General features: G+C 71.7%; 18 protein-coding genes and 4 pseudogenes. 16 read left to right on the plus strand and 6 right to left on the minus strand.

Annotation, left to right across the window (positions count from 1 at the left end):
• Window positions 1–22: 22 nt before the first annotated feature.
• A complete protein-coding gene (locus ACEXOX_RS37575; RefSeq protein ID WP_406525259.1) occupies window positions 23–1,705 on the minus strand; it encodes a hypothetical protein in 1,683 nt (560 codons plus the stop codon).
• On the minus strand, window positions 1,702–2,406 hold the full coding sequence (locus ACEXOX_RS37580) for an ABC transporter ATP-binding protein (protein ID WP_406525260.1): 705 nt from the start codon (window positions 2,404–2,406) through the stop codon (window positions 1,702–1,704). Before ACEXOX_RS37580 ends, ACEXOX_RS37575 begins: the two co-directional genes overlap by 4 nt.
• Window positions 2,407–3,097: 691 nt before the next feature.
• On the opposite strand from ACEXOX_RS37580, the pseudogene ACEXOX_RS37585 reads away from it, so the two are divergent.
• The 8 genes and pseudogenes from ACEXOX_RS37585 to ACEXOX_RS37620 all read left to right on the plus strand — a co-directional run.
• Window positions 3,098–3,298 (plus strand): annotated as a pseudogene (locus ACEXOX_RS37585) (endo-beta-N-acetylglucosaminidase); the annotation flags it as partial.
• Window positions 3,235–5,094, plus strand: coding sequence for an endo-beta-N-acetylglucosaminidase (locus ACEXOX_RS37590; RefSeq protein ID WP_406526594.1), 1,860 nt, complete (start codon window positions 3,235–3,237; stop codon window positions 5,092–5,094). The pseudogene ACEXOX_RS37585 and the gene ACEXOX_RS37590, both read left to right, overlap by 64 nt.
• A gap of 7 nt (window positions 5,095–5,101) precedes the next feature.
• Window positions 5,102–5,634, plus strand: a pseudogene (locus ACEXOX_RS37595) (hypothetical protein).
• Between the two features lie 101 nt (window positions 5,635–5,735).
• On the plus strand, window positions 5,736–6,626 hold the full coding sequence (locus ACEXOX_RS37600; protein ID WP_406525261.1) for a DUF4097 family beta strand repeat-containing protein: 891 nt from the start codon (window positions 5,736–5,738) through the stop codon (window positions 6,624–6,626).
• A gap of 42 nt (window positions 6,627–6,668) precedes the next feature.
• Window positions 6,669–7,673 (plus strand): ATP-binding cassette domain-containing protein, encoded by a 1,005-nt coding sequence (locus tag ACEXOX_RS37605; protein ID WP_406525262.1) that lies wholly within the window; start codon window positions 6,669–6,671, stop codon window positions 7,671–7,673.
• Window positions 7,673–8,464 (plus strand): ABC transporter permease, encoded by a 792-nt coding sequence (locus ACEXOX_RS37610; protein WP_406525263.1) that lies wholly within the window; start codon window positions 7,673–7,675, stop codon window positions 8,462–8,464. The genes ACEXOX_RS37605 and ACEXOX_RS37610 overlap by 1 nt, the downstream gene beginning before the upstream one ends.
• Before the next feature lie 86 nt (window positions 8,465–8,550).
• Window positions 8,551–9,849, plus strand: a complete 1,299-nt coding sequence (locus ACEXOX_RS37615; RefSeq protein ID WP_406525264.1) for a cytochrome P450 — start codon at window positions 8,551–8,553, stop codon at window positions 9,847–9,849.
• A gap of 4 nt (window positions 9,850–9,853) precedes the next feature.
• Window positions 9,854–10,087 (plus strand): ferredoxin, encoded by a 234-nt coding sequence (locus ACEXOX_RS37620; RefSeq protein WP_406525265.1) that lies wholly within the window; start codon window positions 9,854–9,856, stop codon window positions 10,085–10,087.
• A gap of 101 nt (window positions 10,088–10,188) precedes the next feature.
• On the opposite strand, the gene ACEXOX_RS37625 is transcribed toward ACEXOX_RS37620, so the two are convergent.
• Window positions 10,189–10,923, minus strand: coding sequence for a hypothetical protein (locus ACEXOX_RS37625; RefSeq protein ID WP_406525266.1), 735 nt, complete (start codon window positions 10,921–10,923; stop codon window positions 10,189–10,191).
• A 138-nt stretch (window positions 10,924–11,061) separates the two neighbouring features.
• Here ACEXOX_RS37625 and ACEXOX_RS37630 point away from each other — a divergent pair, with 138 nt between their 5' ends.
• Entirely contained in the window at window positions 11,062–11,298 is a 237-nt protein-coding gene (locus tag ACEXOX_RS37630; RefSeq protein WP_406525267.1) for a hypothetical protein, read from the plus strand.
• Between the two features lie 358 nt (window positions 11,299–11,656).
• On the opposite strand, the gene ACEXOX_RS37635 is transcribed toward ACEXOX_RS37630, so the two are convergent.
• From ACEXOX_RS37635 to ACEXOX_RS37645, 3 genes and pseudogenes are all read right to left on the minus strand, one after another.
• The gene (locus ACEXOX_RS37635) at window positions 11,657–13,126 is read right to left on the minus strand and encodes a catalase (RefSeq protein ID WP_406526595.1); all 1,470 of its coding nucleotides are present in this window, start codon (window positions 13,124–13,126) and stop codon (window positions 11,657–11,659) included.
• 317 nt (window positions 13,127–13,443) lie between these two features.
• Window positions 13,444–14,337, minus strand: a complete 894-nt coding sequence (locus tag ACEXOX_RS37640) for a 2-hydroxy-3-oxopropionate reductase (protein ID WP_406525268.1) — start codon at window positions 14,335–14,337, stop codon at window positions 13,444–13,446.
• 28 nt (window positions 14,338–14,365) lie between these two features.
• Window positions 14,366–15,213 (minus strand): annotated as a pseudogene (locus ACEXOX_RS37645) (TIM barrel protein).
• A gap of 116 nt (window positions 15,214–15,329) precedes the next feature.
• Here ACEXOX_RS37645 and ACEXOX_RS37650 point away from each other — a divergent pair.
• The 7 genes and pseudogenes from ACEXOX_RS37650 to ACEXOX_RS37680 all read left to right on the plus strand — a co-directional run bounded on the left by ACEXOX_RS37650 (window position 15,330) and on the right by ACEXOX_RS37680 (window position 21,016).
• Complete coding sequence (locus ACEXOX_RS37650; RefSeq protein ID WP_078624746.1) at window positions 15,330–15,590, plus strand: hypothetical protein; 261 nt, start codon at window positions 15,330–15,332, stop codon at window positions 15,588–15,590.
• The gene (locus ACEXOX_RS37655) at window positions 15,587–15,967 is read left to right on the plus strand and encodes a helix-turn-helix domain-containing protein (RefSeq protein ID WP_030025205.1); all 381 of its coding nucleotides are present in this window, start codon (window positions 15,587–15,589) and stop codon (window positions 15,965–15,967) included. The genes ACEXOX_RS37650 and ACEXOX_RS37655 overlap by 4 nt, the downstream gene beginning before the upstream one ends.
• A gap of 171 nt (window positions 15,968–16,138) precedes the next feature.
• Window positions 16,139–16,681, plus strand: coding sequence for a 2-oxo-4-hydroxy-4-carboxy-5-ureidoimidazoline decarboxylase (uraD, locus tag ACEXOX_RS37660; protein ID WP_406525269.1), 543 nt, complete (start codon window positions 16,139–16,141; stop codon window positions 16,679–16,681).
• Window positions 16,678–17,094, plus strand: coding sequence for a hydroxyisourate hydrolase (gene uraH, locus ACEXOX_RS37665; protein ID WP_406525270.1), 417 nt, complete (start codon window positions 16,678–16,680; stop codon window positions 17,092–17,094). Before uraD ends, uraH begins: the two co-directional genes overlap by 4 nt.
• A 7-nt stretch (window positions 17,095–17,101) precedes the next feature.
• Window positions 17,102–18,049, plus strand: coding sequence for a factor-independent urate hydroxylase (pucL, locus tag ACEXOX_RS37670; RefSeq protein WP_406525271.1), 948 nt, complete (start codon window positions 17,102–17,104; stop codon window positions 18,047–18,049).
• A gap of 86 nt (window positions 18,050–18,135) precedes the next feature.
• Window positions 18,136–19,537 (plus strand): annotated as a pseudogene (locus ACEXOX_RS37675) (nucleobase:cation symporter-2 family protein).
• Between the two features lie 75 nt (window positions 19,538–19,612).
• Complete coding sequence (locus tag ACEXOX_RS37680; RefSeq protein ID WP_406525272.1) at window positions 19,613–21,016, plus strand: 8-oxoguanine deaminase; 1,404 nt, start codon at window positions 19,613–19,615, stop codon at window positions 21,014–21,016.
• The last annotated feature ends 334 nt before the right edge of the window (window positions 21,017–21,350 follow it).

Consider the following 21,350-nt stretch of genomic DNA (forward strand, 5'->3'; position numbering starts at 1 on the left):
CCGGGTCAGCGAGCCCGCCGGGTCAGTGTCTGACGAGGCGGTCCGCCGAGCGGGTCACGAAGAACAGCAGACCGGCCGTGAGCAGGGCCGCCACGGCGCCCACGGAGGTCACGGACCGTGCGTCGAGGCCGTGGCCGAGGGCCGCGTTCAGTACGAGGACGAGTCCGGTGACCGACACCAGCGGCCCGGCGGCGTACCACGCGGCGAACACGAACGGCCCCGGGCCGCCCATCGGAGTGGCGCCACCGACGAACAGCAGGTCGGTACGGGCCGGTCCGCGGCACGCGCCGAAGACCGCCGCCGCCGCGAACGGCACCGCGCACAGCGGCATGAGCAGGAGCGTCCACGCCGCGCCGGCCAGCGCGTACGGTACGGCCGCGAGCAGGCCCAGCAGCGCGCCGAACACCGCGGGCACGATCGTGTGATGCAGCATCAGCGTCCGCAGCCGGAACGGTGACCAGGCCGCCCGCCGTACGTTGTCGGTCTCCAGGCGGGCCGGTTCGGCGAGGGCGCCGACCGCCGCGTACCCGCACAACAGGCCCACGGCCAGGCCGAGGACGCGCTTCTCGCCCGCCGTCGCCGCCCCGAGTCCCGCCGACGCGGCGGCAGCGGCCGTCCAGGCGACGGCGCGGCCCAGCCGGCCGGGCGCGCGCAGCAGGGCCAGCGCGTCGCGCCAGACGACGATCAGGTGCCGGTTCGGCGGGGACGGCAGCCGGACCCAGCGCTTCGGTTCGTCGCCGCCGGCCTCCAGGACCGCCAGTTTCGCGGCCCGCAGTTCCAGGGCGAACACCCCGGACGTGACGGCCGTGGCCGTCGCCGCGCGGCTGCGCAGCTGGGTGTTGGGTACGTGTGCGGCGTCCCGGTGGGCGTACAGGGCGGCGGCAGCGGTGACGGCCACGAGGAGCACGGTCGCAGCCGGCCACCCGTGCGCCGGCCCGCCCGTCACGGACACGACCGGCTGCGCTGCCCAGCCCCATGGGCCGGACCACAGTTCGGCCAGTTCCAGGGGCGCCCAGCGGTGACCGGCACCCGCCAGGGCTGCCTGGCCCGCGCCGAGGGCGAGCAGCAGGGCCGCGGGCGCCGTCGCACGCCGTACGTACCGTGCCAGGTGCGGCCTGCGTTCCACCGCCATGCCGAGTGAGACGGCCAGCAGCGGCAGACAGACCGCCGCCGGGAGCAGGGCCGGGAACCCGCCGCCGAACGAGGCCTGACCGGTGACCTGAAGGACCACGGCCACGGCCGCCGCCACCAGCAGCCCCGCCGCCACGGCCAGCCCGGCGGAACGACGGAAGGCCGGGCGCAGCACCGCTCCGCGCCGTACGGGCTGGGCGAGGAGCCAGCCGACGGAAGGCCCGGACACCACGACCGGCCCGCGCCACAGCGCGTCGCGCGCGGCGAGCACGGCCAGCCCGAGGGTGACGGCGACGAAGGCGGCCGGCAGGGTGCGCTGGAGGTCGGCGCCGAGGCTGCCGTGGTCCGCGCCGAGCTTCAGTTCGCGCAGGAAGCGGTGGGCGTAGCCGCTGCCGTACCCCAGGGCCGCGAGGACGACGCAGTAGACGAGGGCGGCCCGGTCGCGGCGGCGCTGCCGGTGGTGGGCGCGGCGCTTGGCGCGCAGCCAGTGCAGCGTCTCGGCGGTGCGGTCGTCGTCGGCCTCGCTCCAGACGGCCTGTTCCCCGGCCTCCTCCTCGACATCGCGCGCGGTCATGAGCGGACGCCCAGCTTCGCCAGTACCGCGGCCGGGCTGCCGGTCTCGACGACCTCGCCGTCCTCCAGCGCGACCATGCGGTCGGCGACCTCCAGGGCCAGCTCCGCCTGGTGCGTGGCGAGCAGCACGGCCACGCCGTCCGCCTTCTCGGCGACCAGCAGGGCAGCCAGGCGCGCGCGGGCATCGGGGTCCAGCCGCTGCTCGGGCTCGTCGAGGACCAGCAGGTCACGAGGCCGTACCAGCGCGGCGGCCAGCAGCAGCGACTGCAACTGGCCGGAGGAGAGCGAACCCGGCAGCGCGTGGGCGTGACCGGCCAGCCGGCGGTCGGCGAGCACCTGGTCGATCCAGGCCTGGGCGTCGTCCACGGCATGGGCGACGGTGACGAGCTCCAGGTGCTCGCGGACGGTCAGGTCCGGGTAGCAGGCGACACTGTCGCCGACCACCGCGACCCGCGCCCGCACCTCCGGGTCGTCCTCGGCGACCTTGCGGCCCGCGAACCGGGCGGTGCCGGTGGTCGGCGCGTCCCGGCCGCACGCGATGCGCAGCAGGGTGGACTTGCCGGACCCGTTGTGGCCGAACAGGGCTGTGCACCTGCCGGCGGCCAGGTCGAGGTCGATCGGGTGCAGCGCCTGCCGGTCGCCGTAGCGACGGCTGACACCGCGCAGTTGCAACAGCGCTTTCGCGCCGGTCCTGGCCTTCATGGGAGTGCTTTCCGTCCGCAGGATGGGTCGCGTCCGACCTTAGATCCCGGGTCCGGACCATCGGCGGGCGCCTGCCGGGGCCGGTGTACGCGGTCGGGGCCGGCCGTGATCACGGTTGCGCAGGCTTCGAGGACAGGTGCCTGCCGCCGACGCGGGCGCGGCCCGGACCGGACGCAAGATGCTGGGTCCGCGCCGATGCCCGACGATGAGAACAGGCAGCCTCTTCGAGGCATGGCACCCGGAGCCGGGGCCGTCCGCCGAACAGTGCGCGTGGCTGGGCCGGCAGCGCATCAGCGCAAGAAGGCGCTCGCGCCGCGAGCGGTGGGGCCCGTTCCCCGTACGTGTCGCCCGTGTTCTCGGGTGCGGTCCAAGCCGCCACCGGAGCCGTCGGCGTGGTGCCGGTCAAGCTCAGCACCTGCTCGTGAAGGGAGCAGACGATGGCCACGGACCGTACGCGATCATCTGGGGCGGCGAAAGAGGTACTGAAACTGTACGGGGCGCCGTATGTGCCGTACTGGCATCCCGGCCACAGTGAGCTGCCCTCCGGAGCCCGCCCCTGCTGGACTGGGACCCGGCCAAGGACCAGGACCGGGACGGCGTCTTCCACCGTTCGCGCGTTCCGCTGCGAAACCGGCAGCAGAGCGATCGCCTGAAGTCCCGTCCGCAGGCGCGGGCCGATCAGGGCCAGGTGATGTCATGTGCCGAGTTCTGGGGCACCGGGGAGAATCCGCCTCAGGGCCTGGCCTCCTCGCGCTACTACGCCTTCGGGTACTGGCAGTACGTGCAGATCCTCGTCTTCTGGGCCGGGGTGGCCGGCACCGGCCTGATCTGCCCGCCCAACGGGCACGTGACCGACGCCGCGCACCGCAACGGCGTCAAGGTGTACGGCAGCGTCTTCTTTCCCCCACGGGCTGGGGCGGCCGAGAGGCCTGGGTGCGCGACTTCACCACCAAGGCGGAGGACGGCACCTATCCGGTCGTGGACAAGCTCGTCAAGGTTGCCCAGTACTTCGGTTTCGACGGCTGGTTCATCAACTACGAGACGATCCGCCAGGGGGACGCGGCCATCCGTGCCGCCCTGGCCTATGGCCGCTCGCTCTCCGAACCCGGCAAGCCGGGCGCCGTCGACTTCACCTGGTACGAGATGCGGCAACGGAGCCTGAACGACCACAACGCACAGTTTCTGCAACACGACAACCAGCGTGTGTGCGACTCGCTCTTCGTGGACTACTACTGGGACGACTCCGGCCTGACCAACTCCAAGAACAAGGCCGACCAGATCAAACGCCCGGTCCACGACCTGTACTTCGGACTGGAACTGGTCCTGGAGGAGAACTGGAAAAAGCGTCTGGATCTTCTGTTCCTCACAGAGGACGCCCACCGCGGCTCCCTGGCCCTGTACAAGGCCCACACCGTCTCCACCCCGCCCAAGGGAGTCGACGACACCACCTGGACCGAACACCTCTACGCCAAGGAAGCAGCCTTCTGGACCGGTCCCGATCCCGACCACACCTCCACCGGTCCAGTCGATGAATTTCCCGGCATCGCCCACTACGTCGCCGAAGCCTGCCCCCGAGGCACCCTGCCGTTCGTCACCCACTTCAACACCGGACACGGGCACGCCTACCACCACGCCGGAACCGCGGTACGCCACGGCGGGTGGGCCAACCTCTCCTTGCAGGACGTCCTGCCGACCTACCGGTGGCTCACCGGCGCCGACCCAGGCTGCGCCGTGAAGGCCGACCTGTCCTTCCGTGACGCCTGGGAAGGCGGCTCCTGCCTGATGCTGGACACCCACCTGCTGCCGGGCGGCTCGGCGTGGGTACGGCTGTATCAGCTCGACCTGCCGGTCACGCCCGGTACCCAGCTCACCGTGCGCGCCAAGACGCCCTACCCGGACAACAGTGACTGCACGGTGCAGATGCTGATCGCCGACGCCCACGACCCCGAGACACTCGGCGCCGTCGCCCTGACCCGGGGCAGCCAGTCCCCGGCCGGCTGGGTCGCCTACACCGCCTACCTGCCCGACCACGTCCGCACGCCGGCGCAGCTCGGGCTGCGCCTGACCGCCGGTGATCTGCCGGTGCACGGCCCGCTCGCCGTCGGACAGATCGCTGTGCACGACGCGGCCTTCGGCACGCCGCCGGCCCCCACCGATCTGGAATTCCAGGCACCCGAGCGCACCATCACCGGGGGATTCTCCGTACGCCTGGCCTGGCAGCCGCCGGGTGATGAATCCGCCGTGCACCACTACGAGATCTACGAGACGACCGCCGGCACCGCGGAGACCTTCCTGGGAGCCGGCCTCAACCCGGTCTTCTACCTCCCCCAGTTGGCCCCGCGCGAACGGGCCGCCGCCCGCATCGCCGTCACCGCCGTCGGCCACGACGGCGCCCATTCCCCACGGCCACCGCCGACATCACCTGGTGACCCCGCCGGCCGCTGCCCCGCCGCAGGATGTCGGGGTGGCGCCACGGTGGCGCTGCCATGGCGCGTGGTTGTGGTGCGGTGCTGTGTTCCCCTCTGGCCAGGTGGCGTCACTGTGCCATCGCTGTGGCGTCACCGCTTGCTGCACTCCCTTGGTACGGCGTCATGGCGTATCGATTTCACGGGCAAACCTGCTGGTCAGAGACCTGTTCGAAGATGGAACGCCAATCTGGCTCGCCGTGGCGCCATCGATGTGCCATGATGACGCCATGGACCTGACGCCCTACGTCGAAAACCTCCGGCAGGAGCTGGCAGTCGCCGCGGAGACCGGCGGCGACGATGCCCGTGCTCTCGCCGAGCGGCTCGCCGCGCCCCTGGAGTCCGCTGTCCGTCTGACCCTCCTCGACGCGCTGTCCGCAGCCATGGGCGAGGTCACGCGGGAACTGGCGCCGGGCTCGGTCGACGTACGGCTGCGCGGGATCGACCCGGAGTTCGTGGTGACGGCGCCACCCGTCGCCGAGCCGTTCCGCGAGGCGGGGAGCGGGCCGCGGTTCCCGGCGCGGGGGCCGTACCGGCACCGCCGTCCGCGGACGCCGACGACGGCACCGTGGCGCGGATCAACTTCCGTCTCCCCGCCCACCTCAAGGTCCGCGCCGAGGGCGCCGCGACCGCGGAGGGGCTGTCGGTCAATGCCTGGCTCGTGCGGGCCGTGTCCACCGCTCTCGACGGCGGTGAGCGCGCCGGCCCGCCGGTCCGCGCCCCGGACCCGGGCGGCCGGGGCCTCGTCGGATGGGCGCGCTAGCCCCACCCGCTTTCACCGGCGGGCCACCGGCCCCGCCGACCCTGCTCACAACCCGCCTCACCAGCGGGAACAACCACCCACGCCAAGAGGACAGGACAGTCATGCCTACCTTCGAGACCCCGGACCCGATCATCGCCACCCTGGAGCTGGAGTGCGGCACCGCCCGTATCACCGCGGGCAAGCGCACCGACACGGTCGTGGAGGTGCTGCCGCGCAACGGAGCCGATGACAACGACATGCGCGCCGTGCAGCAGACCCAGGTCACCTGCTCGGGCGGCCGCCTCTCGGTCAAGACGCCCAAGAAGCGGTCCCTGTTCGGAAAGCCGGGCGCCGTCGAGGTGAGCATCGAACTGCCCGCGGGGTCGGACGTCCGGGGCTCCACGGGCCTGGGCCACTTCCACTGCGAAGGCCGCTTGGGGAACGTCACGCTCAAGACCTCGCTCGGCGACCTCCAGATCGACGAGGCGACCGGCGGCGACCTCAAGACCGACCTCGGCGACATCCGCCTGGACCGCTCGGCCGGGGACGTCGTGATCACCGGCGCGGGCCGGATCGAGGTCGGAGCCGTCACCGGTACGGCGACCGTCAAGAACGGCAACGGCGCGACCCGGATCGCCGAGGCCGCCGGGGACCTGAAGGTCAACGCGGCCAACGGCGACATCTCCGTCGGCACCGCGCGCGGCAGCGTCGGCGCCAAGTGCGCCAACGGCCGCATCGACATCGACGTCGCCCTGGCCGGGGTCGACGCCTCCTGCTCCACCGGCGGCATCCGTGTCGGCGACGTCGTCCGCGGCCGTATCGACCTGCGCACCTCCCTCGGCGACCTCGCCGTGGGCGTCCACGAGGGCACCGCGGCCTGGCTCGACCTGAACACCAAGTACGGCGCGGTACGCAACGAACTCGACTCCGCCGCAGGCCCCGCGGACTCCGACGAGACCGTCGAGGTGCACGCCCGTACCGAGACCGGCGACGTCATCGTCCGCCGCGCCTGACCGTACGTACTTCGACCGCTCCGCACCCGAAGGGACAGCGGCATGACCGTCACCCATACCGCCGCGCCGAACGCCGTGGACACCACGGCGCCGGCGATCGCCGCCACCGGACTGCGCAAGTCCTACGGCGACAAGCTCGTGCTCGACGGCATCGACCTGAACATCGCCGAAGGCACCGTCTTCGCCCTGCTCGGACCCAACGGCGCCGGCAAGACCACCACCGTGGAGATCCTCTCCACGCTCATCGACGCCGACGCGGGCGACGCCTGGGTCGCGGGCCGCCACCTGACCCGGGCCGCCGACGCGGTGCGTTCCGCGATCGGTGTGACCGGCCAGTTCTCGGCCGTCGACAACCTGCTGACCGCCGAGGAGAACCTCCTGCTCATGGCGGACCTGCACCACCTCGACCGGCGCGAGGGCAGACGGCGGGCCAAGGACCTGCTGCGCCGCTTCGACCTGTCCGAGGTGGCGGGCAAGACCGCCGCCACCTTCTCCGGCGGTATGCGGCGCAAGCTGGACCTGGCGATGACCCTGGTCGGCGATCCGCGCATCATCTTCCTCGACGAGCCCACCACCGGGCTCGACCCGCGCAGCCGCCGCACCATGTGGGAGATCATCCGCGGCCTGGTCGCCGACGACGGCGTGACCATCTTCCTCACCACCCAGTATTTGGAGGAGGCCGACCAGCTCGCGGACCGCATCGCCGTGCTGGACCACGGCAGACTGATCGCCGAGGGCACCGCCGACGAGCTGAAGCAGCGCATCCCCGGCGGCCACATCCGGCTGCGGTTCGCCGACGCCCGGGACCTGGACACCGCCGCGGGCCTCTTCGGCCTCGCCACGCGGGACGAGGAAGCCCTCACCCTGCAGATCCCCGGCGACAGCTCCGTCAGCACCCTGCGAGCCGTCCTGGACACCCTGGAGACCACCGCCGTACGGGCCGAGACGCTCACCGTGCACACCCCCGACCTGGACGACGTCTTCCTGACCCTCACCGGTCAGCCCCGCCCCGCCGGCACCGCCGCACCGACCGAGGAGAACGTCTGATGGCCACCCTGTCCTACGCGGCCCGGGACTCCAGGACCATGCTGCGGCGCAACCTCAAGAAGGCGCTGCGCTATCCGTCCCTGACACTCACCGTCGTCATCATGCCCGTCATGATGCTGCTGCTGTTCAACTACGCCTTCGGCACCGCCCTGGGCAGCGGCATCGGGGCGTCGGCCGCCGGGGGCGGCGCGTACATCGACTACCTCGCGCCCGGCATCATCCTGATGGCCGCCACGTCCGGCGCCCTGACCACCGCGATCAGCGTCTGCATGGACAAGACCGAAGGCATCGTCAACCGCTTCCGTACGATGCCGATCTCCCGCGCCTCGTTCCTGACCGGCCATGTCGTCGGCAGCCTGATCCAGACGATGGCCAGCATCACCCTCGTCGTCGCCGTCGCGCTCCTGGTGGGCTTCCGCCCCGACGCCACCCCCGTCGAATGGCTCGCCGCCATCGGTCTGCTCGCCCTGCTGACCCTGGCGCTGACCTGGCTCGCCGCCGGTATCGGCCTGGTCGCCAAGAACCCCGAGACGGCCAGCAACATCCCGATGCCGCTGACGTTCCTGCCGTTCCTCGGCAGCGCCATCGTGCCGACCGAGTCGATGCCGACCGCCCTGCGCTGGTTCGCCGAGTACCAGCCGTTCACGCCGGTCATCGACACGCTGCGCGGCCTGTGGCTCGGTACGGAGATCGGCAGCAGCGCGGTCGTCGGCCTCGCCTGGTGCGTCGGCCTCACCCTGGTCGGCTACGTCTGGGCGCGTCGCACCTTCAAGACCGGGGCCAAGCGGTGACGCGGCCCCCGCACCACCGGCACTGAGCGGTCACCCGCCGCAGCCACCAGCACGTTCACCAGAACCGACCATCACTGGAGAACTCCATGCCGCACGACCCGACGACCGCCGGAACGCTGTCCGACGGCACCGCAGCCGACGCCACCACCGAAACCAACGTCGTCACCACCGCCGAAACCACCACCGCCGAAGAGCTGCCCACCCTGCCCACCGACCGCCGCACCGGCTGCCCCTTCGACCCGCCCGCCGAACTCACCGCGCTGAGCGACGAGCCGCTGCGCCGCCTGCGCTACGTCGACGGGCACACCGGCTGGCTGGTCACCGGACACGCCGCGGCCCGCGCGGTCCTGTCCGACCCGCGCTTCAGCGCCCGTTACGAACATCTGCACCTGCCGATGCCACTGGCCGGGCTGGAGGGGGTAACGGAGATGCAGCCGGCACCGGTCGGTGACTTCCTCGGCCTCGACGCCCCCGAGCACACCCGCTTCCGGCGGCTGCTCGCCGGCAAGTTCACGGTCCGCCGGATGCGGCAACTCACCGAGCGCGTCGAGCAGTTCACGGACGAGTGCCTGGACGCCATGGAGCAGGCCGGACCCACCGCCGACCTGGTGGAGGCGTTCGCGCGGCCGATACCCGCGCTCATGATCTGCGAACTGCTCGGCGTGCCCTACACCGACCGGGACCGCTTCCAGGCGCATGTGGCGACCCTCTTCGACCAGGCCGCGGACGTCGCGGCGAAGGGCGAGGCGTTCGAGGCGGTCGGCCGGCTCATGGGCGAACTCGTGGCCGCCAAGCGCGCCGCGCCCACCGACGACCTGCTCAGTGACCTGACCGCCTCCGACCTCACGGAGGAGGAACTGATCGGAGTCGGCGGGGTCCTCCTGGCCGCGGGACTCGACACCACCGCGAACATGCTCGGCCTCGGAACCTTCGCCCTGCTGGGCAACCCCGGCCAACTGGCCGCCCTGCGCGCCGATCCGGGCCTCGCGGAGCAGACCGTCGAGGAGCTGCTGCGCTACCTCAGCGTGGCCGATCCCATCCTGCGCTCCGCCCTCGAAGACGTCGAGGTCGAGGGCCGGCTGATCAAGGCCGGCGAGACGGTGACGGTGTCCGTCCAGGCCGCCAACCGCGACCCGCTCAAGTTCCCCGCCCCCGACCGGCTCGACATCCACCGCAAGGCCACCGGGCACCTCGCCTTCGGCCACGGCGCCCACCAGTGCCTCGGCCAGCAGCTCGCCCGCGTCGAGATGACCGTCGCGTTCCCGAAGCTCCTCGCCCGCTTCCCCACCCTGCGCCTCGCGGTGCCGCCGCACGAGGTCCCGCTGCGCGACCGCGCCAACATCTACGGCGTGGTCAGCCTGCCCGTCACCTGGGACAAGGAGTAGCCCGATGAGCGACCCCCGCGAACCGCTGCGCCTCAGCGCCGACCGTGACCGCTGCGTGGGCGCCGGCATGTGTGTCCTGACGGCGCCCGGAGTCTTCGACCAGGACGACGACGAGGGCCTGGTGGTCGTCCTGGACGCCGCGCCCGCCGCCGAGCACCGAGCCGCCGCCCGGATGGCCGTCGGCCTCTGCCCCGCCGGAGCCGTCGCCCTCACCTCGGCGGAGGACACGGGCGCATAGTGACCGGGGCGCGTCCCGGACCGAGAACCCCGCACCGAGCGCCGGTGGGGGTTCTCGTGTGTGCGACGGCCGTCACCACGGACACCGGACCGGCGGCCGCCCTACCGCCCCGTACCGTCCCTGATCAGCTCGTCGGCCGGGTCGTTGACCGGCTGCGGGGTGCCCGTGAGGTCCATGACGAACAACGGTATGTGCAGGGCGTCGGCACGGGCGCGGGCGTCGCGGGAGTAGCCCGCCAGGGAGAAGCAGACGGCGACCGCGGAGTCGTTGAGCGCGTTGAGCCACAGGCACTCGATCTCCCGCAGCTTGGTCGCGCGGGTCGTCGGATCGACCTGGGCCACCACCCCGGAACCACGAAGGTCCACGCCCGACGCGGTGCGTTCCGGCACCCGCGCGATGTCGGTGAAGCCCAGCCACTTCAGGTACTGGGCGGCGGCGGTGACGCAGTCGCCGGCCGTACGGATGGTGACCGGCCGGAAGGCGGGACGCAGCACCGGCGGCCTGCGCGGTGGCCCGCCGGGCGGTGCCGCCGCGGGGCTGCCGGGGGCCGGGAGGTTGGGCGGCGGCGGGGTCGGTACCGGTACGACGGGGACGCGTACTACCGTCCCGCACGCGCAGCCGGACTCCGGCGCAGGCCACTCGTCGAGCCGGCCGCAGGTCTCGCAGCGCACCTCCACCCAGGAGCTCTGCCAGGTGCGGTGCAGGATCTCCACGGGTATGCCGCCGCGCAGCACCGGCAGGGTCAGCGGGGCGCCGCACGCGCACGGGAAGGTGGGCGGGGTGAACGCGTTCTCGCGGCGGCACGTCGGGCAGCGCACCGGCACGCTGTCGGCCATGGCGGCTCCTGGCAGGTAGGTCGGCAGGCGGTTTCTCCCGCCGTCCATGGTCCCTCCAGCGGCTTCACGCCGGGGGATTTTCCCCATGCGGGGCCGACTTTACCGTGGACATATGCGCGCGGGCCCGGGTTTCCCGAAATGCTGACGACCAGCTTCTCCAGGAGATCGTCGGAGGCCGGGGGTTGGCCGGACACGCAGACCCTTCGTTTCTCCCCCGACGGTCATGCCCTGACCATCTTCGGCCCCCGAGCAGCCCTGGACGTCTGGAGTACCGACAGCGACCACATCGCCACGCGTCTCTGTCGCCTCGTCGCGGAGCACCACTGGGCACAACTCCTCCCGGACCAGCCGGTGCGGGGCCTGTGCCCGGCGTAGGCAAGCGGCCCGTTCCACGAGGGCCAGGCAGGAGTACCGCCCGGCGGCACGGGAGTTGGGCGCGACAGGACAATCGCACCGCCGGGCGGAGTTCAGGTAGGGCCGGAGGGTAGGCCCGGAGGCGGCGGGACGCGGGCTCCGAGGCGTTGTCGGGGAGACGGCCCGTCCTTCCTTCGGACGGGCACGACCGCCGCACCGGTGTCTCCCGGGAACCGGGCCGTGCGGGCTGTCGGTTCCCTGACTCCACGCCGCGGAGCCCCGCGCCACCGTTCCGTACCGGCCGGCCACCCCTCAGCGGACCGGCCGGTACGGACGCGCGAGAGGCTGACCTCCCGTCGGCCCCCGCGCTGACCTGGGGTCAGTCCTCGCGCAGCTCGTGCAGCCGGGTCTCGACGCGCTTGCCGTACTCCGGGTCGGCCGCGTGGAAGTGGGCGAGGTTCTTCTCGATCACGTCGTCGCGGGAGACCTGCGCGAGGCCCCCGGCGATGTTGGCCACCAGACGGTTCTTCTCGTCCTCGGACATCAGCCGGTACAGCTCGCCGGCCTGGAAGAAGTCGTCGTCCTTGGCGTGCGCCGGGGCCGCGTGGGTGCCGGTGTGGCCGGTGAGGGCGAGCGGCGCGGACAGCGGCTGGTCCGACTGGGCGGGACCGGAGTAGGAGTTGGGCTCGTAGTTCTTGGCGTGCCGGTCGTAGGCGTTGGACGCCATCAGGCCGTCCCGGCCGTAGTTGTCCGCCACGGTCGCCTTCGGCGCGTTGACCGGCAGCTGGGTGTGGTTGACGCCCAGGCGGTAGCGGTGCGCGTCGGCGTAGGCGAAGAGCCGGCCCTGGAGCATCTTGTCCGGGGACGGGCCGATGCCGGGCACGAAGTTGTTGGGCGAGAACGCGCTCTGCTCGACCTCGGCGAAGACGTTGTCGGGGTTGCGGTCCAGGACGAGGCGGCCGACGCGCTGGAGCGGGTAGTCGGCGTGCGGCCACACCTTGGTCAGGTCGAACGGGTTGAAGCGGTAGTCCGCCGCCTCGGCCGCCGGCATGATCTGCACGTACAGCGTCCAGGAGGGGTACACGCCGCGTTCGATGGACTGGAGCAGGTCGGTCTGGTGGCTGTTGGGGTCCTTGCCCGACAGTTCGGCGCCCTGGGCGGCGTCCAGGCAGCGGATGCCCTGGTTGGTCTTGAAGTGGTACTTGACGAAGAAGGCCTCACCGGCGGCGTTCGTCCACTGGTAGGTGTGCGAGCCGTAGCCGTTCATGTGCCGGTAGGAGGCCGGGATGCCGCGGTCGCCCATCAGCCAGGTGATCTGGTGGGTCGCCTCGGGGGAGTGGGCCCAGAAGTCCCAGACGTTGTCCGGCTCCTGCTTGCCGGTGAACGGGTCGCGCTTCTGCGAGTGGATGAAGTCCGGGAACTTCAGCGGGTCCTTGATGAAGAAGACCGGGGTGTTGTTGCCGACGAGGTCGTAATTGCCCTCCTCGGTGTAGAACTTGACGGCGAAGCCGCGCGGGTCGCGGGCGGCGTCCGGGCCGCCGAGGTTGTCGGCCACGGTCGAGAAGCGGATGAACAGGTCGGTGCGCCGGCCGACCGCGCCCAGGAAGTCGGCGCGGGTGAACCCGGTGACGTCGTCGGTCACTTCGAAGTGTCCGTACGCGCCGGAGCCGCGGGCGTGCACGACGCGCTCCGGGATGCGCTCGCGGTTGAACCGGGCGAGCTTCTCCAGGAGGTGCTGGTCCTGGAGGAGCAGCGGGCCGCCGACGCCGGCGGTGGCGGAGTTCTGGTTGTCGGCGATCGGAGCGCCGGCTTCCGTGGTGAGGCGGCGCGTCGTCGTGGGCTTCGGCATGGTGACCTTCCGTACGAGAGCGCGGAAGTCGGCTTCCGCGTGTTGGAGCGTAGGGAGCACCCCCACCTCCGTCAACACTTTGTTGAAAAGTTGCCGGGCGGTGCTCGGAGGGGGCGCGGGAGCGGCTTTTGGGCGTACTCAGGGGGTGTTCCCGGCGGCGGCGCCTGGGCGCGACAGGACAGGTGTCGGCGCCGCCGCCGGGAAGTCTCGGGGAGGCTTGCGCCTCGGGTGGGACGCGCGGTCGCGGGACGTGGGTGACGAGTGCCTGCGTAGATGCGGCGGCGCCGGGGGAGCCGAAGACGTGGACGGGCGCGGTGTCAGCCGGTGGTGTGGCCGGAGAGGCGTTCGACGCCGCGCAGGAGGGCGGAGTGGTCGAGGCTGCCGTCGCCCTGGGCGCGCAGGGCGGCGACCAGGGAGGCGACGAGGGTGCCGGTGGGCAGGGCGGCGCCGACGGCGCGGGCGGCGTCGGTGACGATGCCCATGTCCTTGTGGTGCAGGTCGATGCGGAAGCCGGGCGTGAAGTCGCGTTCCAGGAAGTTGTTCTTCTTGCGGGTCAGGACGGTGGAGCCGGCCAGGCCGCCGCCCAGGACGTCGAGGGCGGCGGCGAGGTCGACGCCGGACTTCTCCAGGAAGACGACGGCTTCGGCGCAGGCCTGGAGGTTGACGGCGACGATGAGCTGGTTGGCGGCCTTGACGGTCTGTCCGGCGCCGTGCGGGCCGCAGTGCACGATGGTCGTGCCCAGGGCCTCGAAGAGCGGGCAGGCGGCGTCGAAGTCCTCCCGGGCCCCGCCGGCCATGATGGACAGGACCGCCTCGACGGCGCCGGCCTCGCCGCCGGAGACCGGGGCGTCCAGCACCCGGATCCCGCGCTCGGCCGCGGCGGCGGCCAGGTCGCGGGAGGTCTGCGGGGTGATCGAGGACATGTCGATCAGCAGCGCGCCGCGCCGGGCGTTGGCCAGGATGCCGTCGGGGCCGTAGGCGACGGCCTCGACCTGCGGGGAGGCGGGCACCATGGTGACGATGACGTCCGCTTCCCGGACCGCCTCGGCGACCGAGGCGGCGGGGGTGCCGCCGGCGGCGGCGAGCCGGTCGAGCTTGGCTGGTTCGAGGGTGTGGCCGGTGACCGGGTAGCCGGCCTTGAGCAGGTTCTCGGCCATGGGCGCGCCCATGATGCCCAGCCCGATCCAGGCGATTTTCGAAAGAGTGCTCATGTGCGGTGCCTTTCGGGAGACGGGGTGGTCAGGGGGCGGCGGTGGCGGCGCGCAGGGGGCGGGGCAGCCAGGCGAAGGACTGGGCGGAGGGCCGGTCACCGGGTGTGTACTCCAGGCCGGTGTAGCCGGTGTAGCCGTTGGTGTGCAGCCGCTCCAGGAGGTCTTCGAGGGGCAGGGTGCCGGTGCCGGGGGCGCCGCGGCCGGGGCTGTCGGCGATCTGCACGTGTCCGGTCCGGGGGTGTAGCGGTCGATGACCTCTTCCAGGTCCTCGCCGTTCCTGGCCAGGTGGTAGAGGTCCATCAGGAAGCGGGCGTTGTCCAGGCCGGTGGCGGCGTTGACCGCGTCCGCCACCTCGACGGCCCTGGGCGCCGAGACGATCGGGCACGCGGGCGACTCGGGCGCGTTGAGCGCCTCGATCAGCAGGGTGGCCCCGATGCGGTGCGCGGCGCGCGCGGCCAGCGTCAGGTTCTCCAGCGCCAGCGCGTCCTGGGCGGCCGGGTCCACGCCCTGCACCCGGTTGCCGTACAGGGCGTTGAGCGCGGTGCAGCCCAGCGACTGCGCGAAGTCCGCGGCCACCTCCACATTGGCCCGGAACCGCTCGGACTCCCGCCCCGGAATCGACAGGGCGCCGCGGTCGGGACCGGGCAGCTGCCCGGCATAGAAGTTCAGCCCGACCAGCTGCGTGCCCGCAGCACGCAACGCCTCGCGCAGCGCGTCCAGCTCCCGCTGCGCGGGCACCGGGGCGTCCGCCCAGGGCCACCACAGCTCCACCGCGCCGAACCCGGCGGCCGCGGCCGCCGCCGGGCGTTCCAGCAGCGGCAGTTCGGTGAACAGGATCGACAGGTTGACGTTGAAACGCGCGTCCGAGAAGCCCATGAGGGATGAGCGCCCTTCCGTATGGCGGAACTTTGTTTCTGCTGATTGGAACATTGCCCGCGGATCTCCGGACCTGTCAAGGGGCCGGCCCGCGGCGGCGCTAGTTTGGGGGCATGGTGCGATTGCGAGTGGAATTCACGACGGAACCGTTCGATCTGGACGAAGCGCCCGCCCACGCGGTCGTGGGGCGCGACATCATCACGGGTGCCGGGCTGGACGCCGTCGACGTCGGCCCGTTCGGCAACACCGCCGAGGGGGAGGGCGAGAAGGTGCTTTCCGCGGTGGACGCACTGCTGCGCAGGTCCCTGGAGGCTGGCGCCACCCGCGTCTCCCTCCAGGTCAACGTGATCGCGCCGGCCGGGGAGGACGCCACGTGACCGAGCCCGCCGACCACCCGTTCGTCCAGGCGGTGAAGCCGCTGGTGGACGCCATGGGCGCGGAGATGGTCGCGCCGGACCAGGCGCGGGGTGACGATGTCGTCCTGGCCTGGGAAGGGCAGGACCGGGTCGCGGTACGGCTGCCGCACCTGTCCGAGTCGCTGGACCACCTCCTCGCCGAGCTGGAGCGCCGGCACGGGGTGCCGCTCAGCGATCTGGACCGTCGCACCAAGCAGTCGGTGGTCCGCATCCTGGAAGCGCGGGGCGCGTTCTCCGTGCGCCACGGGGTCGAGACGGTCGCCGGCGCGCTCGGCGTCAGCCGCTTCACCGTCTACAACTACTTGAACAGGGAGAATGCCGCGAAGGGGGCCGACTGACCCGGAAGCGGTGCCCGTTGGGCACTTGCGGGCGAGCCGCCGTACGGGCGAACCGGACGGCGGCTTTCTTGTTGCCGAGTTTTCAACAAAGTGTTGACGTGATGTTGCCGGAGGTCTTAGCTGTTTCCAGCCAAGCAGAGCCCGTACCGCACCAGGCCACGGAGGCTTCCCGTGTCTTCGAACCCGACGCCGGGTCTCGCCCGGTTCAACGCCGCAGCCGACCGTACGGCCCGTGCCGCACTGCGCGAGGCGTGCGCCAGCGAAGCGTGGGGGAGCCGACTCCTCGCCCGACGCCCGTACCCCAGCGCCGACGCCCTGTTCGCCGCCAGCGACGCCGCCATGGCCGAGCTGACCGCGGCGGACCTGGCCGAGGCGATGGCCGGGCACCCGCCCATCGGCCGGCCCACCCCGGGCGACGCGACCTCCTCCCGTGAACAGCGGGGGATGTCGGCGGCCGGGGACGACCTCAAGGCGGAGATGCTCGAACTGAACCTCGCCTATCAGGAGAAGTTCGGGCACGTCTTCCTGATCTGCGCCACCGGCCGGACCGGTGAGCAGCTGCGGGACGCCGCCCGTAACCGGCTGGACAACACGCCGGAACAAGAACGCGAGATCGTCCGTACCGAACTGGGCAAGATCAATCGCATCCGGCTGGGCCGCCTCGTCGAGGACGCGGCGGACCCGGCAGACGCCGCAGAAGGAGCACGACCATGAGCAGCGAGACGGCCCGGCACGAGACCTCGGTGTCCACGCACGTCCTGGACACCAGCACGGGCCGCCCCGCGGAAGGCATCGCCCTCACGCTCTCGGTGCGCTCCGGTCCCGGCGGGACCTGGGCCGGGCACGGCGCCTCCAAGACCGACGCGGACGGACGCTGCAAGGACCTGCCGGCGCTGCCGCAGGGCACCACCCACGTACGCCTCGACTTCGAGACCGAGGCGTACCTCGCCAGCAAGGCCGCGACGGCCGACCAGCAAGCCGAGGAACAGCAGGACGCCCCCCGCGTAAGGGACAGCGGAGCCTTTTTCCCGGAAGTGGCGATCACCTTCGCCGTCCAGCCGGGTGAGCACTACCACGTACCGCTGCTGCTCAACCCGTTCGGCTACTCCGTATACCGAGGGAGCTAGCACCGACATGACCAACTCGTCCCGCCCCGCCCGCCCGGCGATTCTCGGCCAGAACCAGTACGGCAAGGCGGAGAACCGCGTCGTCCGCATCACCCGGGACGGCGACACCCACCACATCAAGGACCTCAACGTCTCGGTCGCGCTCTCCGGCGACCTCGAAGAGGTGCACCTCTCCGGCTCCAACGCCCACTGCCTGCCCACCGACACGACCAAGAACACCGTGTACGCCTTCGCCAAGGAACACGGCATCGAGTCGGCCGAACAGTTCGGCATCCACCTGGCCCGGCACTTCGTCACCAGCCAGGAACCGATCCACCGGGCCCGTATCCGCATCGAGGAGTACGCCTGGGAGCGCATCGAGACCTCCGAGGCCAACGCCAGGTTCATCGGCGCGGACGAGGTCAGGCACTCCTTCGTCCGCAAGGGCCAGGAGACCCGGCTGACGCAGATCACCTACGACGGTGAGCGCTGGCAGGTCATCTCGGGCCTGAAGGACCTGGTCGTGATGAACTCCACCAACTCCGAGTTCTGGGGCTACATCAAGGACAAGTACACGACGCTCAAGGAGGCGTACGACCGCATCCTGGCCACCGAGGTCTCCGGCCGCTGGCGGTTCAACTGGACCGACGACGACCAGCGGATGCCCAACTGGGAACGCTCCTACGCCCAGGTCAGGAAGCACATGCTGGACGCCTTCGCGGAGACCTACAGCCTCTCGCTCCAGCAGACCCTGTACCAGATGGGCTCGCGGATCATCACCCACCGCGCGGAGATCGACGAGGTGCGGTTCTCGCTGCCGAACAAGCACCACTTCCTGGTGGACCTGGAGCCCTTCGGCCTGAAGAACGACCATGAGGTCTACTACGCGGCGGACCGCCCGTACGGCCTGATAGAAGCCACTGTCCTGCGCGACGGTGTCGAAGCCGGGATCCCGATGGATCTGACCAACCTCTGACGGCTCCCGACGCAGCGCCGTGCCTCGCCGTCCCTCCCCGTCCCGCAGCGGGGAGGGGCCCGCGAATCCTGTGAGGGGAACGACCCATGGCACAGCCACCGCACGTTGAGAAACACCCCGTCCCACCGGTCCACCCGGTGGACGAGAAGCCGGCTCCCAAGCGGCTCGTCCCCGCCGCCCTGCAGCACATCGCCGCCATGTACGCCGGCGTCGTCACCCCTCCGCTCATCATCGGCCAGGCCACCGGCCTGGACACCGCGGGCCGCACCCGGCTGATCGCCGCCAGCCTGCTGATCGCCGGTCTCGCGACCCTCCTGCAGACCCTCGGCGCCGGCCGGTTCGCCGGCAACCGCCTGCCGTTCGTCAACGCCGCCTCCTCGGCGGGCATCACACCGATGCTCGCCATCGCCGAGACCAACGCCAAAGGCCACCAACTGCCCGCCATATACGGGGCGGTGATGGTCGCCGGCGCCTTCTGCCTCGCCGTCGGCCCGTTCTTCGGCAGACTGCTGCGCTACTTCCCCCGCTGGTCACCGGCATCGTCATCACCCTCATCGGCGTCACCCTGATGCCCGTACCGGTCGGCTGGGCGCAGGGCGGCGACAAGGAGGCCGCCGACTTCGGCTCCATGAAGTACCTGGCGCTGGCCGCCTTCACGCTCGTGGTCATCCTGCTGATCCAGCGCTTCACCCGCGGCTTCGTCAAACAGATCGCCCTGCTGCTGGGCCTGGTCGCCGGCACCCTCGCCGCCGTTCCGTTCGGCATGGCGAGCTTCGACGCGCTGCGCGAGGCGCCCGTCGTCGCGCTGCCCACCCCTTCGCCTTCGGCGCGCCGGAGTTCCAGCCCGCCGCCGTACTGTCCCTGTGCATCGTGATGCTGGTCCTGATGACCGAGTCCGCGGCCGGGATGCTCGCCCTCGGCGAGATCTGCGAACGGCGTACGACGGGGCGGACCATCACCCGCGGGCTGCGCACCGACGGCCTCGCCACCCTCGTCGGACCGGTCTTCGGCGGCTTCCCCACCAGCGCCTTCGCGCAGAACGTCGGTGTCGTCTCGCTGACCCGGGTACGCAGCCGCTACGTCGTCGCCGTCGCCGGAGCCGCCCTGCTCGTCCTCGGCGCCTTCCCCGTCCTCGGCGCGGTCGTCAACCTCGTGCCGATGCCCGTCCTCGGCGGCGCCGGCATCGTGCTGTTCGGCTCGATCGCGGTCAGCGGCATCCGTACGCTCGCCGAAGCCGGCCTCGACGACAGCTCCAACATCATCCTGGTGGCCGTCTCGCTGGGCGCGGGCATCATCCCGCTCGCCGCCCCGACGTTCTACGAGGACTTCCCCGCCTGGGCGCAGACCGTGCTCGGCTCCGGCATCAGCGCCGGGGCGCTCGTCGCGGTCCTGCTCAACCTGTTCTTCCACCATCTCGGCACCCGGAGCACCAAGGGGGCAGCGGTCCTGTCAGCCGCTTCACCCGGCTCCGGCACTCAAATCCCGTAGGGCCATGCCGTGCCCTCCCCCGGGCTCCCGGCGAGCACGGGGGAAACCCATGCCGCATCTTCTAGGAGAACCACCATGGCAGCACCGGCATCCCCTGACAGCGCGGCGACGCGACGCATCGTCATCGAGAACTGCGCCGTCGCGACCGTCGACGCCCACGACACCGAGTACGCCTCGGGCCATGTCGTGGTCGCCGGCAACCTCATCGAGTCGGTGGGCGCGGGCCGGGCCCCCGAGGGCCTGGCGAACGTCGTGCGCCGTATCGACGGCACCGGCCACCTCGTCACCCCCGGCCTGGTCAACACCCACCACCACTTCTACCAGTGGATGACCCGGGGCATGGCCACCGACCACAACCTCTTCAACTGGCTGGTGGCCCTCTACCCGACCTGGGCCCGCATCGACGCGCCGATGCTCGCGGCCGCCACCCAGGGCTCGCTGGGCATGATGGTCAAGGGCGGCGTCACCACCGCCTCCGACCACCACTACGTCTTCCCGCGGGACGCCGGCGACCTGGTCGGCGCCGAACTGGCCGCCGCCCGCGAGATCGGCGCGCGCATCACCCTGGCCCGCGGCTCGATGGACCGCGGCGTCAAGGACGGCGGGCTGCCGCCGGACTTCGCCGTCGAGACCACCGAGGGCGCGCTGAAAGCCACCGAAGAGGCCATCGACACCCACCACGACGCCTCCTTCGGCTCGATGGTGCACATCGCCGTGGCCCCCTGCTCCCCGTTCTCCATCTCCACCGAACTCCTGCGCAACGGCGCGGAGTTGGCCCGGCGCAAGGGCGTGCGGCTGCACACCCACGGCTCGGAGACGGTCGAGGAGGAGACGTTCTGCCACGAGCTGTTCGGCATGGGCCCGACCGACTACTTCGAGTCCACCGGCTGGCTCGGCGAGGACGTGTGGATGGCGCACTGCGTCCACATGAACGACTCCGACATCGCCGCCTTCGCCCGGACGAAGACCGGCGTGGCGCACTGCCCGTCCTCCAACGCGCGGCTCGGCGCCGGCATCGCCCGCGTACCCGACATGCTCGCGGCAGGCGTACCGGTCGGCCTCGGCGTGGACGGCACCGCCTCCAACGAGTGCGGCGAACTCCACACCGAACTGCGCACCGCGCTGCTGATCAACCGGCTCGGCGCGCACAAGGAGGCGGCCCTCGACGCCCGCAAGGCGCTGCGCCTGGGCACCTACGGCGGCGCCCAGGTCCTGGGCCGGACGGCCGAGATCGGCTCCCTGGAGGCCGGCAAGCTGGCCGACCTGGTGCTGTGGAAGCTGGACGGTCTGGCCCACTCCACCATCGCCGACCCGGTGACCGCGCTGGTCTTTGGTGCCGCCGCGCCCGTCACGCTGTCCCTGGTCGACGGCGCGCCGGTGGTCGAGGACGGCCGGCTGGCCAACGTCGACGAGGAGACCGTCGCGCGCACCGCGCGGGCCGAGTCCCAGCGCCTGGCCCGTATCGCCGCCGAGGGCTGATCCCCGCCCGGCGGCCCGAGAACTCGGCCGGGGGACGGCCCCGGCCGGGAGCTTGTGGATCCGAGCGGGATCCACAAGCGCCGGAACCCGGGGGCGCGGAGGCCTCTCTCCGTGCCCCCGGCCCGGTACCGCTGTACGTCGTCGCCCCCAACTCCCGTCTCATAAAAGCCATGTGACCACCCGTCACGATGTTTCACGCGCCACGAGCGCGGACCGCTGCACCACCGCACCGACGCACGCCCTCCGTGACAGGCTCGCGCCGCCGCCCCCTCGCGGCGCAGAAATCGAAGGAGGCCCGCAGTGGCCGCACCCTCAGGGCGGACGGCACAGGGCG

The sequence above is a fragment of the Streptomyces sp. Ac-502 genome (assembly GCF_045222935.1).
Taxonomy (GTDB): domain Bacteria; phylum Actinomycetota; class Actinomycetes; order Streptomycetales; family Streptomycetaceae; genus Streptomyces; species Streptomyces monomycini.

What these genes read in the sequence shown, in the direction of transcription:
- ACEXOX_RS37575 (WP_406525259.1), bottom strand. Translation starts at nt 1,705, where the DNA reads ATGACCGCGCGCGATGTCGAGGAGGAGGCCGGGGAACAGGCCGTCTGG.
- ACEXOX_RS37580 (WP_406525260.1), bottom strand. Translation starts at nt 2,406, where the DNA reads ATGAAGGCCAGGACCGGCGCGAAAGCGCTGTTGCAACTGCGCGGTGTC.
- ACEXOX_RS37600 (WP_406525261.1), top strand. Translation starts at nt 5,736, where the DNA reads ATGCCTACCTTCGAGACCCCGGACCCGATCATCGCCACCCTGGAGCTG.
- ACEXOX_RS37605 (WP_406525262.1), top strand. Translation starts at nt 6,669, where the DNA reads ATGACCGTCACCCATACCGCCGCGCCGAACGCCGTGGACACCACGGCG.
- ACEXOX_RS37610 (WP_406525263.1), top strand. Translation starts at nt 7,673, where the DNA reads ATGGCCACCCTGTCCTACGCGGCCCGGGACTCCAGGACCATGCTGCGG.
- ACEXOX_RS37615 (WP_406525264.1), top strand. Translation starts at nt 8,551, where the DNA reads ATGCCGCACGACCCGACGACCGCCGGAACGCTGTCCGACGGCACCGCA.
- ACEXOX_RS37620 (WP_406525265.1), top strand. Translation starts at nt 9,854, where the DNA reads ATGAGCGACCCCCGCGAACCGCTGCGCCTCAGCGCCGACCGTGACCGC.
- ACEXOX_RS37625 (WP_406525266.1), bottom strand. Translation starts at nt 10,923, where the DNA reads ATGGCCGACAGCGTGCCGGTGCGCTGCCCGACGTGCCGCCGCGAGAAC.
- ACEXOX_RS37630 (WP_406525267.1), top strand. Translation starts at nt 11,062, where the DNA reads ATGCTGACGACCAGCTTCTCCAGGAGATCGTCGGAGGCCGGGGGTTGG.
- ACEXOX_RS37635 (WP_406526595.1), bottom strand. Translation starts at nt 13,126, where the DNA reads ATGCCGAAGCCCACGACGACGCGCCGCCTCACCACGGAAGCCGGCGCT.
- ACEXOX_RS37640 (WP_406525268.1), bottom strand. Translation starts at nt 14,337, where the DNA reads ATGAGCACTCTTTCGAAAATCGCCTGGATCGGGCTGGGCATCATGGGC.
- uraH (WP_406525270.1), top strand. Translation starts at nt 16,678, where the DNA reads ATGAGCAGCGAGACGGCCCGGCACGAGACCTCGGTGTCCACGCACGTC.
- pucL (WP_406525271.1), top strand. Translation starts at nt 17,102, where the DNA reads ATGACCAACTCGTCCCGCCCCGCCCGCCCGGCGATTCTCGGCCAGAAC.
- ACEXOX_RS37680 (WP_406525272.1), top strand. Translation starts at nt 19,613, where the DNA reads ATGGCAGCACCGGCATCCCCTGACAGCGCGGCGACGCGACGCATCGTC.